This window comes from Gracilibacillus halophilus YIM-C55.5 (assembly GCF_000359605.1).
GTDB classification, from domain to species: Bacteria; Bacillota; Bacilli; order Bacillales; family Amphibacillaceae; genus Gracilibacillus; species Gracilibacillus halophilus.
This window is the reverse complement of record NZ_APML01000007.1, coordinates 1-13230: the sequence shown is the minus strand read 5'-3', so window position 1 is coordinate 13230 and position 13230 is coordinate 1. Positions and strand designations below refer to the sequence as shown.

Below are 13230 nucleotides of genomic sequence, written 5' to 3'. Positions count from 1 at the left end.
TGAGCTTGTGTCGGATTATATTTTGGAAATGGAATCCATCACCAAAACATTTCCTGGTGTAAAAGCGCTAGATGACGTAAACCTTAAAGTGCAACATGGTGAAATTCATGCACTCGTCGGTGAGAATGGCGCTGGGAAATCGACACTAATGAAAGTATTAAGTGGTGTGCATCCATATGGATCGTATGAGGGTTCCATTGTATTTAAAGGTGAAAAAAGTCAGTTTAGAAATATTAAACAAAGTGAAAACGAAGGCATTGTGATTATACACCAAGAATTAGCGTTAAGCCCTTATTTGTCGATTGCTGAAAATATCTTTCTAGGTAATGAGCGACAATCGAACAAAATTATGAAATGGCAAGATACTTTTTCACAATCGCAACAATTACTTGATCAAGTTGGTTTACGAGAATCACCGGAAACCTCTGTAATGAATATTGGGGTTGGGAAACAACAATTAGTAGAAATTGCAAAGGCTCTTTCAAAAAATGTAAAACTATTAATCTTAGATGAGCCGACAGCAGCATTAAACGAAACAGATAGTGAGAATTTACTAAACTTATTACTTGATTTAAAGGAACAAGGAATTACTTCCATTCTTATTTCTCATAAATTGAATGAAGTGTCGTCAATTGCGGATTCGATTACAATTCTCCGCGATGGTAAGACGATTGAGACTTTGGATACGAGAACGGAAGATATCTCGGAAGAACGGATTATAAAGGGTATGGTGGGTCGAGAATTAACGAGCCGTTTTCCTGAACGAACGCCAAATATTGGCGAAACCGTTTTTGAAGTGAAAAATTGGCATGTATATCACCCACAACGATCACATGAATTATTGATTAAAGATGTCAATATGAAGATTCGCAAAGGAGAGATTGTTGGATTAGCTGGTTTAATGGGTGCTGGAAGAACGGAACTTGTCATGAGTATGTTTGGCAAATCATATGGCAGGAAAATTAGCGGTGAATTATATAAAGATGGAAAGCAAATTCAAGCTCATACAGTAAGTGATGCGATTTCTCATGGAATGGCGTATGTGTCAGAAGATCGCAAAACATATGGTTTGAATTTAATTGACGATATAAAAGGAAACATTACGTTGGCGAACCTTCAGCGTATCGCACGACGTAAAGTAGTTGATGCCAATCAAGAAATTAGAGATGCGCAACATTTAACGGAAACATTAAATATTAAGACTCCATCGATTAATCAAGTAGCAGGTAATTTAAGTGGGGGCAATCAACAAAAAGTGGTTTTAAGTAAATGGATTTTTACGGAACCAGATATACTTATTCTCGATGAACCAACACGAGGCATCGATGTAGGTGCTAAATTTGAGATTTATTCATTGATTCATGACCTGGCGCAACAAGGGAAATGCATCTTCGTCATTTCATCAGAATTGCCAGAAGTTCTTGGATTATCTGATCGTATCTACGTCATGAATGAAGGCGAGATCACGGGTGAATTCAACCGTGGTGAAGCGGATCAAGAGAATATGATGCACTATATGACAGGAGCAGGGGGGAAATAGCATGCAGACGATCATTCATTTATTTCGCAATAATTTAAGAGAATATGGTATGATCATTGCTTTAGTCTTAATTACAGGTTTATTCTGGATTTTAACCGATGGTGTTACATTTACGCCTTTAAATTTAACCAATCTGATTTTACAAAATGGATTTATACTCGTGTTAGCAGTCGGTATGGTGTTAGTCATTATCACCGGAAATATTGATTTATCAGTCGGTTCTGTAGTAGCCTTTATCGGGGCGATTGCAGGTGTGTTAATGATTAATCATGATGTCCCCGTTTGGCTAGCGGTTGTTTTGTCAATTTTAGCAGGGGCTGTTATTGGGGTTTGGCAAGGTTTTTGGATTGCCTATATTGGGATTCCATCATTTATTGTAACATTGGCTGGCATGTTGATATTTAGAGGGTTAACGCTCTATTTATTAAATGGTCAATCACTAGCCCCTTTCCCAGAGTCTTTTCAAAACATTAGCGGTGGATTCCTACCTGATTTGTTCGGTGGTAGTGATATACACATTTTAACCCTCGTATTTTCCGCCGTTATCTCGCTAGTGTTGATTTATTTGGAGTTTAATAGACGTAAGACACAACTTCAATATAAATTTGAGGTCGTTCCCGTTTGGATAACGTTAGCAAAGCTGGCGATTTTAGTTTTTGTCATTAATTGGTTCGCCTACCAGTTGGCTTTAAATGAAGGTATGCCAATGGTGTTAGTCATCGTTTTATTTTTAATCGTTATTTATACGTTTATTATGAAAAATACAGTCATGGGTCGTCATATTTATGCTACAGGTGGTAATAAAAAGGCGGCAGATCTTTCCGGTATTAAAACCAAGCGTGTCGTGTTTGGTGTGTTTGTCAATAACGGTATATTAGCTGCTTTAGCGGGCTTGATGTTTGCAGCTCGTTTAAATTCAGCAACACCTGCTGCTGGAGAAATGCTTGAGCTAGATGCGATTGCTGCCGTATTTATTGGTGGTGCATCTATGGCTGGTGGTGTCGGTACGGTGATCGGTGCCATTGTCGGTGGCTTAGTCATGGGTGTCATGAACAATGGGATGTCTTTAATTGGTATCGGTATCGACTGGCAACAGTTTATTAAAGGTATGGTCCTATTAATCGCTGTCGGTTTTGATGTATATAACAAAAATAAAGGTTAAACGATGAAGATGAGTGCAGGGTGAGCACTCATCTTTTTTATGTAAATCTTTTTGTATAATATGTGATATGCGTCAAAAAGAGGAGGCGGAAATCGCTGTTTGCGTCGAATATGATTATATGCGTCAAATAATGAGCTAACAGGCTTCTATTTGCATCGAAAATGCATTTATCCTTCAAACAGCTGTTGTAGTGAATTCTGTTTGCACGGAAAATACATGTATGCTTCAAATAGCTGTTGTGGTAAATCATGTTTGCATTGAAAAATAGGCTAACGGATGTTTCATTAGGAAATGTAGCTAGCATCGATTGCTAATTTCCGAGTAATACTCATTTTACTGGGAAAACTTCACATGATAACGAGGCTTTTTTCTGGACTTGACTAGGGGATGGATGTCGTGCTTTTATGTTTGATTATGATTTATAATCATCATAAGAAGTGAAATAAGATCAAGTTTTTACATATGGGAAGGATGGATGAAGAATGGATCAGTCATTTTCAGCACTTGTCGTCAATGAAACAGAGCAACAATTCTCAGTAGATATTCAAACACTTACACTAGATGATTTGCCTAAGGGCGAAGTGTTAATACGTGTTTTTTATTCTAGCATAAATTATAAAGACAGTTTGGCTACAACTCAAAATGGAGGCGTGGTTTCACATTATCCGATGGTTCCAGGAATTGATTTAGCAGGTGAAGTTGTGGCGTCAACGGATCAACGTTTTCAAAAAGGGGATCAAGTGATCGCTACGAGTTATGAGATCGGTGTGTCCCACTTTGGTGGCTTTAGCGAATATGCACATATTCCAGCCGATTGGATCGTACCACTTCCGCATGGTCTCTCCCTCAAGGAATCTATGGTTATAGGAACAGCAGGGTTTACTGCTGCTTTATCAGTGCAACAACTTCGAGAGTCGAACCTAACACCTGATGTAGGCAAAGTGCTCGTAACGGGTGCGACTGGTGGTGTCGGCAGCTTTGCGGTTTCGATATTATCCCAATTAGGTTATCACGTTGAAGCAAGCACAGGGAAAGATAAAGAAACGGATTATCTGTTGCAACTCGGTGCTTCTTCGGTGATCTCACGTGAAGATGTTGATGGAGGAAAAGTTAAGCCGTTAGCCAGACAAACGTGGGCCGGTGCGGTTGATTCAGTGGGTGGAGATCCGCTGGCCGCCGTGTTAAGCAAAATTCAATACGGTGGATCGGTAGCTGTCAGTGGGCTAACAGCAGGAACCAAGGTGCCAACAACAGTGTTTCCGTTCATTTTAAGAGGCGTTCGTTTATTAGGAATTGATTCTGTTTATTGTCCGATGACTGTGCGTAAAGACATCTGGCATCAATTAGCCACTCAATGGAAACCGAATCGCCTCGAAGATTTCATTGATCAAGAAATCACGCTACAACAACTTCCAGATATGTTGCCAAAATTATTAAAAGGTGACATTCGTGGGAGAATACTTGTTAATATGAAATAACGATATAGTTGCGTTCTTGAGAAATTTATCCCCCTTGTATGTACGAAAGTAATTATATATTGATAATGTTCACAAAATGTTCACTTATATAACAAGGAAATGATTGCTATACTAAGCAACTAGAAAAGTGATTGAGGGGGAGATGTTTGTTATGCCAACAAATAAGAAGGAAAGTTTTATTTTTGGTTTAATGATGTGCTCAGGTATGGTTGCGGTGATGGCTTCGTACAACCTTTTTGTCATCGGTACCGTAGAGGAATTAACCTTTCATACTGTTTTAATAGAAGTGATGTGTGGATTTGTTTTAGCGTTATTGTTAGATTTGTTTGTTGTGGGTCCGCTAGCGAAGAAAATCACCTTTGCCCTTCCATTTGATAAGTCGAAGAAGCTTTTGGTTGTGTTAAATATATCAGCTTTCATGATCTTAGGCATGGTCTTTTTTATGTCCTTATTTGGGCTTGTTATGACATATGTCGGTCAAGGATTAAGTGAATATAGTATGTTAGGAATGTATGGAACGATATTTATTAAAAATTTCATCCTTGCATTACCGCTTCAATTATTAGTTATGGGGCCACTTGTGAGATTTGTGTTCACGAATGTTATACAAAAGAATAAAGCAGTTGTTCATTAATTAAGTTTTTGAAATTTTTACTGATACTTTAATGTAAACAAAGGGTATGCGTTAGCTACGCATGCTCTTTTTTCGCATTCAAACCTATTATGATAAAAAATATAAAAAATTTACAAAAACCCACTTCATAATATGGGATAAATGTTATAATTTTCTATATTGATTGAATAGAGGTAAGGATGCGATGGGATATGTGGCGAAAATTTTTTAAAAAAACGGAACCTACTGAAGAAGAATTCCGTCTACTCTATGATATGTTTTACTCGAGGGTGTATCGTGATGTTTATTTTATTACGAGAGACACTTATTTAGCGCAAGATGCTTTGCAAGAAACCTTTGTAAAAGCATATAAACATATGGATAGAATCGAGGATAAAGAGCGAATTGGTGCTTGGTTATCGACGATAGCAACTCGCACAGCGATTGATATTTTACGTAAGCGAAAAAGTAAAACAGAAGTTAAAATCGATCAATCGAACGAAAACTTAATTGACTATAATCCAGAAGAAGTAGCTCAACTGGAAACGATTGTGGAACAGCGACTGATAAAAGAAGATTTGTTAGAGATTATTAACGAATTAAAGCCTGAGTATCGGGAAATTATTTTGTTAAAGTACATTCATGAATGGTCGGTTCACGAGATCGCTAATTTTCTAGATGTAAAAATGGGAACAGTCAAAACAAGGTTATACCGGGCTAGAAAGGTATTGAAAGATATGATCGAGCGTGATAAGAAACGAAGTTGGATTGGTGGTGACAATCGATGAATGATCATGGCCACGATTCGAAACTACAGCAATGGTTGACAGAGGAGTATTATCAAGTAGAAGATGAATATGATCAAAAGGAAAAAAATTGGGAACAAATCGTTGGGCGGTTGAAACGTGAAAGACCGAAAAGAAAATATCGATCGCTATTCACGGCGGTTTCCATATTCTTCATTTGTTTGATAGGGACCGTATTTTTATATGCCAGCGATATGCAAGCCTTTGGTTGGATTACGAAATATTTTATTCAAGAGCAAGGTGAAGTGACTCAGATTACAAATTCAAGTCATGATCCATCGATGGAACCGAATCAAGTGGATAAGGAATTTAGCAACATTAATGTATCTAAAAATAAGATAGAAAATAGACAAATGAGTTGGAGCAAAGCACAACAAATAACAGACTTTGACCTTCATCAACCGAGCAAATTACTAGACAACTTCTCACTCGATCAAGTGGTTGTTTATTATCATCAGGAAAATCACATACAACGAGTACAGCAGAATTATATGAGTGATGATGAACAGTATTTGATGGTTGAGCAATCTGCTCCTGGTGAAAGTTTGTCAAATTCTCAAATTATTGACAATCAGGATACGTCGGTTGAGAAAATTGAGATCAATCATTATCAAGCTACACTGACCTTGTATAAAGAAGAATTTTACCAAGTGGAATGGCAAGACCATACGTTTCACTGGCGGATGGAAGGAAATATTAGTCGTGACAAAATTCTTTCAATTGCTCGCTCGATCCATTAAGGGAGGCTGGGACAAAACTAAATAGCGAGAGCAAGAATCCGAACAATTTTATGTTAAGCGAAGGATTTTGCCTAAGTGGTGTGTGAACTTAAACTTTAATGTTCAGATTTCTCCTTTCTAATTACTCTTTTGTCCCAGTGGATCATTTTCTAATCAATCAAAACATATGAAGTTGTACTTGTAAAAGATTCATAGATGCCAAGATGTCTAACAACGTGGGATGTTTGAATTCGATAATAGTACCCATTTGGGAGGTTTGAAAATTCAGGATAGCCTCTAACATCATCGGAAGAATAACTTACATATTCTTGACTCGCACCGGTATTACGCCATTCACTAGATGATGAGTTCCAGTATTGCAAGAAGATATGACAGGAGATACGGTTAACGTCGACTTTTGCTCGGGTACGACAGCTAGTAGTAAGCCAATCATCACCAGCTTCCCGTAAGCTTGATTCACCAGCAAGAATGTAGTCAGTCGCTTGGATGGAAATGAGGTTGTCTTTTTGATCAGAGGTCGGTTTCTCATGAGCAACGAGAGTGGAAGTAAACAGAACACCCCCTACGCATATGACCATCGTTACAATGCACAATTGAACCATTGCCTTCATATTCATTCTCCTTTCAAAATTTGGAATTATCATACATATAATAGACGCAATGTTTACGATATAGGTCACACCACTTTATAACAAAATATGATAGTTATAATGACCCGTTTTTCATTCATTTAGCAGGAATTTTTTGTTCTGTCACGTAAATATCTAGTATATAGCGTAAAATAGAAGGGCGGGATATCGGTGGAAAAGGTGAACACATCGATCCGGAATCAATCGATTTATGTCCATGTAGCCGATCAACAAAATACAAAGCAAATGAAGGTGCCGCATTTACATCATGATTATGAAATCTATTATTTAGTACAAGGAGAACGTTTTTATCGTATCCAAGGTCAGGAATTTAAAGTACATGAAAACCAAATGGTATTCATTGATCGAAATACTTTGCATCAAACATTTGAAAAACAGGGAGTCGCGCATCAACGAATTGTACTCAATTTTCATGGAAGTTTTCTTACGTCGTCGTATGAAGGAATCATACAAGAATTATTTGCGGAAGGGCCACATGTATTGACGATTCCGGATCAAGACATTGCACTCTTCAATCAGTTATTTTATAAAATGACTGAAGAATACCAGGCGCATGATCCATATGCTCAACTCTATTTGCAAAATCTACTATCACAATTGTTAATTGAAAGTAGACGGATTCTCACAACCCATGAAGAGAATATCTTTGTTGATAAGCGGTATCAGCACCATGTATCTGAACTATTGGGGTTTATTCATTCTTACTATTATTTAGACCTCTCACTTCGTTTTCTTTCAGAGCGCTTCCATCTTAACGAGCATTATATAAGTCGCATGTTTAAACAAGTTACTGGTTATAGTTTCACTAGTTATGTCAATCGAATACGAGTGGCCGAAGCTGAACGTCTATTAAAGGAAACGAATCTTCAAGTTAATCAAATAGCATCTCAAGTCGGTTACACCACAAATGTTCATTTTTACAGGATGTTTCGAGAAATCGTCGGTATTGCTCCAAGTGCGTTTCGTCGAAAAAAGGAATAAATATAGTCAACTATATGGGCATATCATACCAACAAAAAATGTAATCTAACTGACCAAAAGTCTGCAAAAAATGTTTTCCCTTTATTGCTATACTAAATTATGAAAGCGCTATCTATTAATAGAAAGGTGGATGCTATGAAATTGAATCAGTGTTGGAAGGTTGCTTTGGTCGTAGTCGGTATCATTTTTTGTTGGGCATTTGCAGGTCATAGTATGAAAGCAGAAGAAACGATTCAATACCCAGGGCAATTATATGAAGCGGAAAATGCCGAGGGCGATGGATTTATTGTTGATAATAAACATACGGGTTTTACAGGTGATGGTTTTATTGATTTTGATCCCAATGAACCAGGAGGATTTGTTGAATGGACCATTGATGTAGAAAAAGAAGCAGACTATGTGTTGGCGATACGTTATGCACATGGTAAACCTGATAATCGTCATGCAACATTGAAAGTAGATGACGAGATGGTAAATGAGAAAAAAGATTTCCCACAAACAGGTGATTTTGACGATTATATGTATACGACCGAAACGGTAGCTTTATCTGAAGGTACTCATACGGTTCGTTTGACAGCTACTGCTTCTGAAGGTGGTGCAAATATTGACCATTTATATGTTTATCGTTCCGTCGATATGATAGAAGAGGCGGAAGATGCTGAAGGAGAAGGAATTATTACAGATAATAAACATCAAGGTTTTACGGGGACAGGTTTTGTTGATTATAATCCAAATGCTCCAGGTGGTTTTATTGAATGGGATGTCAATGTTCCGGTAGCAGGTACGTATCGTGTGGACTTTCGCTATGCTCATGCCGGTGGTAGCAATCGCCCAGCTGAAATTAGTGTGAATGGGGAAGTGAAACAAGAATTACCATTTCCACCAACTGGTGATTGGGCCGAGTGGAAGGTAGCATCAACAGAGATTGATCTTCCAGCAGGTGACCAAACGATTCGATTAACGGCAACTGGTGCAGAGGGTGGCGGAAATATTGATCATCTCAATATTCATAATCGGATCACTACGGATAATGAGTTTGCGCCGGTAGAGACAGAAGAAGTCCCATTAGAAGAGCTTGTTGATGGTTTGACGCTAAAGAAATTACGACAATTAGGCGTTGTGGGAGACATAAGCAATAAACAGAATGAGAAGATTACAGGCATTGAGTTATTAGCACTTATCAATCGAGCATTCGGTTTTAGTGATCAAGAAAAATTTCAAAATATGGATCCACGTACGTCGATTGGTCACGTGGAGAAAGACGATTGGGGAATTTATGCTGCAGAGATTGCCAAAGCCAATCATTACGTTCCAGCATTTTTATGGGAAGACTTGCCGATCAATTCATCATTAAGCAAGAGAGAAGTTGCTTTAATTATTGGTGATTTGATGGACATGGTACCAGAAGAGGAAGAAAAATCCGGTATGATAGGACAGTTAGCAAGGCAAGGGATTATGAATCCGAATTCTCCAAATAATTACGGCATTAAGAGTGACATGACTTGGGCGGAAGCGAAAGAAATGGTTGATCGTTTAACAGATCAATCTGATAAAACGAATGATCATCTTCGTGTGGCAAGAGTCGATGCGTTGGATGAGCAACTTATCGCTGTGACGATGAATGGGTCGCTAGGAGAAGTAGACATAAATGATATCGAGTTATCTGTTCCAACGGGAAGCTGGGATAGTTTGTCGCCACTCTTAAACCGAACATTGCGCGCACCATATGCTACAGTGACAACAGATCGTTTCGGAAATACGGTGATTCTTTATGAAACGATGGAAACGTTAGATGGTAGCCACTTTTATCTAGAAGAAGAGGAACCTTCTTTTAGTGGAGATGTGGAGTCGGCCAAAGAGCGAGCGGACCATATGATTAGTTGGCAGATGGATCATGGTGGCTGGTCTAAAGGTATTGATTATAGTACTTCGTGGGATGGTGAAGCCCCTCGTTCCGAATGGAGCAACAGTGATGGAGTAGAACTGGGCATGATCGATAATGATGCGACGATTAAGGAAATGGCTTTTTTAGCTGAAGTATATGCTGCGACTGGGGAGGAAAAGTATAGAGAAAGTTTTCAGAAAGGTCTCAGCTTTTTATATGACCTTCAATATGAAAGTGGTGGTTTTGCTCAAGTCTATCCACGACGCGGGAATTATTCTGATATGGTGACGTTTAATGATGAAGCTATGATTCGTGTATTGAACATGTACGATGATATCGTCAATCAAAGCTACCCATATCATACCGATATTATTTCGGATAGCGATCGCAAGGAAATAGAACGAAGAATTGATCAAGCAGTTGATTATATTTTACAAGCGCAAATTGAAGTGGATGGGGTGAAGACAGCGTGGGGGCAACAACATGACCCTGAAACGTATGAACCCGTCGGCGCTCGCAGTTACGAGCATCCTTCGATTTCTGGTAGCGAATCGGTTGGTATTACACGCTTTTTGATGGAACGAATGGATGAGTCTTCTGAAATTCGTGAATCGGTAAAGGCGGCCTTGCAGTGGTATGATGAAGTGAAATTAGAAGGAGTTCGCTATGTGAGTGGCGGCAATGAAAACGGTGAGTATTTTGTTGAAGATGAAGATGCAGTCACTTGGTATCGATTTTATGAAATTGGTACGAATAAACCAATCTTTTCTGGACGCGATGGTGTGATTAAACATGATATTCATGAGATCGAGGCCGAAAGAAGAAACGGATACCAATGGGGTGGTAGCTACGGCCAGTTATTATTGGAAACAGCAGAAACCACAGGATATTTCGTTCATAATGTGTATGCTCAAGTCGTGGGAGAAAGTAGTACAGATTCAAAAGGACGTTCTCTTGTTGAAGGCCAAGTAGAAAAATTGGAGGATTTTACTGAGAATATGAAGGCGATAGAAAATAAACTCGTTGTGGCAAAAGATGATTCTGGTGATTATGAATCGGTGCAAGCTGCAGTAGACGCTGTGCCAGAAGGAAATGATATGCCGGTGGAGATCTTAATTAAAAAGGGTGTTTATGAAGAAGTGATCGATATACCTACAGATAAACCGCATGTCACATTGATTGGGGAAGATGAAGAGAATACAGTTATTCGTTATGACAATTATGCAGGTAAAGAGAACGGTGTCGGTGGAACGATCGGAACAAGTGGAAGTGCAACGGCGTTTTTACGAGCAGATGATATGACGATCAAAAATTTGACGATTGAAAACAGCTTTGATGAATCTTTAGATGTAGAAGGTAAGCAAGCTGTTGCGGTGAATGCATCAGGAGAACGCATGGTTTTTCAAAATGTACGATTATTAGGGAATCAAGACACGTTGCTCGCTCACTCAGGTTCACAATATTATTATGAAAGTTATATAGAAGGAGATGTCGATTTTATCTTTGGTGCAGCGCGTGCGGTATTTGAAAACTGTACGATCCATTCGTTAGATAGAGGATCTGATAGCAATAATGGTTATATCACCGCAGCTAGCACTCAAGTGGACCAACCATTTGGTTTTTTGTTTTTGAATAGTACACTGACCAGTGATGCACCAGAAAATACGGTGTATCTCGGCAGGCCTTGGCAGCCGAGTAGTAATCCAAGCGCAATCGCGAATGTGGTCTATATGAACAGTCATTTAGGTGAGCATATTAAAGATGAAGGCTGGACGGAAATGGGCGGCTTTCAACCTGAAGATGCTCGATTATATGAATACAATAATGAGGGGCCAGGCGCTGTCGTAAATGATAGTAGAAGACAACTAAGTAACGAAGAAGCTCAAGAATATACGGTGAAAAATGTACTCGATGGCTGGACACCAGACATAAGCGTTGAATAATAGCCATTTAGAAATATAAAGAAGTCGTGAATGGATCTAAGTAACTGGAAAATATACGAGACGCTAGGGGAACCCGAGAGTGCCAAGTTCCCGCAGCGAGCGTATTTTTCCAGTTACGTTATGTTTATAAACTATGATAGAAAAGAAAATGTTTAATAAAAGTCAGCTATATCTGAAAATTATATGGCACAACGGTTGGGACCTGTTTCCATTTCCTGTTTTTCCTCTGAAGCAGGATTGATTTTTCCCATATTTGTCTCACGGATTTGCTGATAACTATTTGGCTGAGGAGGTAAGTTTTCAGTGACCATTTTTCGGAACGATGTTTCATCCTCAACATTTAATCCGTGGTTATTGGCAAATAAATCGCCTAATGTTTTTGCGACTGAACCATCTTGATTCATTTCATGATTCGTAGCAAAGTGGGCAGGTAAAACGATCAATGATGAACTAAGTTTCCTATAGCGATTGTAAAGCGTTTCACGCAAATCCCCTACCCAGTCTTCTGCCTTTCCTGCTAAATCCGGACGTCCAATCGAATCAATAAACAGAATATCCCCCGTGAATAAAAATTGTTGGTTCACAATGAGTGAAGTTGACCCGATCGTATGCCCCGGTGAATATAAAGCTTCTACCTCTATGGTAGCCTCACCAACAGTTATCGTATTTCCACCTTCTAGTGGCTCGTATTCATATGTTACTTCTGTGGCGTCTTTTGGCGGTAAATAATAACGAGCTTGAGTTTGTTCTGCTAATGCTTGTCCGCCAGATATGTGGTCAGCATGTAGATGGGTATCGATGGCGTAACGAATGGTCGCGCCTTTTTCTTTTGCAAAATGAACAAATACATCAGTCATCCGTGTTGGATCAATAACGGCAGCCTCATCACCTGATATCACCATGTAGGATAAACAACCTTTACCGAGACGGATCAATTGATAAATCGCGCCACCTTCAATATCAGCAATTTTTACGGGTTCTAAGTGCTCGCTCCAAGCACGCATCCCACCTTCTAGCGGATAGACATTCTCCATTCCAGCTTCTTTTAGTTTTTCAGCTGTTTTACCTGCTGAGATCCCTTTGGCACAAGTGATGATAATATCACGGTCTTTTGGTAATTCTTCTACAAGGGCGTCAACATCCTCTTTCACTTCTGAAAAAGGGACATTTTTATAAGTAAATGATTCACTTTCAATTTTCCAATCATTAAAGTCGCTCGTTTTGCGAACATCGAGCAAATACATTGGTTTTTGCTGAAGAATTTTTTTTGCTACGTGGTCCGTTGATACTGTTTGATTTGTCATTTGTACATTCCTCCGTTTCATCATAAGATGTCTTGCTACATATTATACCCAATTAGGTATTCGTGAAACAAATCGTTCTACGAATGCAGTCTGTTCTTTGTTACAATAGTATAAGATGTTCGATAGAA

General features: G+C 38.8%; 10 protein-coding genes. 8 read left to right on the top strand and 2 right to left on the bottom strand.

The features are described from left to right. Positions 1–7: 7 nt before the first annotated feature. The 6 genes from mmsA to J416_RS02030 all read left to right on the top strand — a co-directional run bounded on the left by mmsA (position 8) and on the right by J416_RS02030 (position 6339). Complete coding sequence (gene mmsA, locus J416_RS02055; protein WP_003463746.1) at positions 8–1540, top strand: multiple monosaccharide ABC transporter ATP-binding protein; 1533 nt, start codon at positions 8–10, stop codon at positions 1538–1540. Between the two features lies 1 nt (position 1541). Next, positions 1542–2702 carry a multiple monosaccharide ABC transporter permease gene (gene mmsB, locus J416_RS02050; RefSeq protein WP_003463745.1) on the top strand — a complete coding sequence of 387 codons (1161 nt, stop codon included), beginning with the start codon at positions 1542–1544 and terminating at the stop codon, positions 2700–2702. A 482-nt stretch (positions 2703–3184) separates the two neighbouring features. Continuing rightward, positions 3185–4180, top strand: a complete 996-nt coding sequence (locus J416_RS02045; RefSeq protein WP_003463742.1) for an acrylyl-CoA reductase family protein — start codon at positions 3185–3187, stop codon at positions 4178–4180. Between the two features lie 151 nt (positions 4181–4331). Next, positions 4332–4814, top strand: a complete 483-nt coding sequence (locus J416_RS02040) for a DUF2798 domain-containing protein (RefSeq protein WP_003463740.1) — start codon at positions 4332–4334, stop codon at positions 4812–4814. 191 nt (positions 4815–5005) lie between these two features. Further along, entirely contained in the window at positions 5006–5581 is a 576-nt protein-coding gene (locus J416_RS02035; protein WP_003463739.1) for an RNA polymerase sigma factor, read from the top strand. After that, a complete protein-coding gene (locus J416_RS02030) occupies positions 5578–6339 on the top strand; it encodes a DUF4367 domain-containing protein (protein ID WP_003463738.1) in 762 nt (253 codons plus the stop codon). The genes J416_RS02035 and J416_RS02030 overlap by 4 nt, the downstream gene beginning before the upstream one ends. 149 nt (positions 6340–6488) lie before the next feature. Here the strand turns inward: J416_RS02030 and J416_RS02025 are convergent, their stop codons facing one another. Further along, positions 6489–6950: a hypothetical protein gene (locus tag J416_RS02025; RefSeq protein WP_003463735.1), complete on the bottom strand. Its 462-nt coding sequence runs from the start codon at positions 6948–6950 to the stop codon at positions 6489–6491. 189 nt (positions 6951–7139) lie between these two features. Here J416_RS02025 and J416_RS02020 point away from each other — a divergent pair, with 189 nt between their 5' ends. Together J416_RS02020 and pelA are read left to right on the top strand one after the other, a co-directional pair. Continuing rightward, a complete protein-coding gene (locus tag J416_RS02020; protein ID WP_003463734.1) occupies positions 7140–7970 on the top strand; it encodes a helix-turn-helix domain-containing protein in 831 nt (276 codons plus the stop codon). 135 nt (positions 7971–8105) lie between these two features. Then, positions 8106–11798 (top strand): pectate lyase, encoded by a 3693-nt coding sequence (gene pelA / locus J416_RS15255; RefSeq protein ID WP_003463733.1) that lies wholly within the window; start codon positions 8106–8108, stop codon positions 11796–11798. Positions 11799–11977: 179 nt separating this feature from the next. Here pelA and J416_RS02005 read toward each other — a convergent pair whose 3' ends face one another. Further along, the gene (locus J416_RS02005) at positions 11978–13102 is read right to left on the bottom strand and encodes an MBL fold metallo-hydrolase (RefSeq protein ID WP_003463732.1); all 1125 of its coding nucleotides are present in this window, start codon (positions 13100–13102) and stop codon (positions 11978–11980) included. Between the last annotated feature and the right edge of the window lie 128 nt (positions 13103–13230).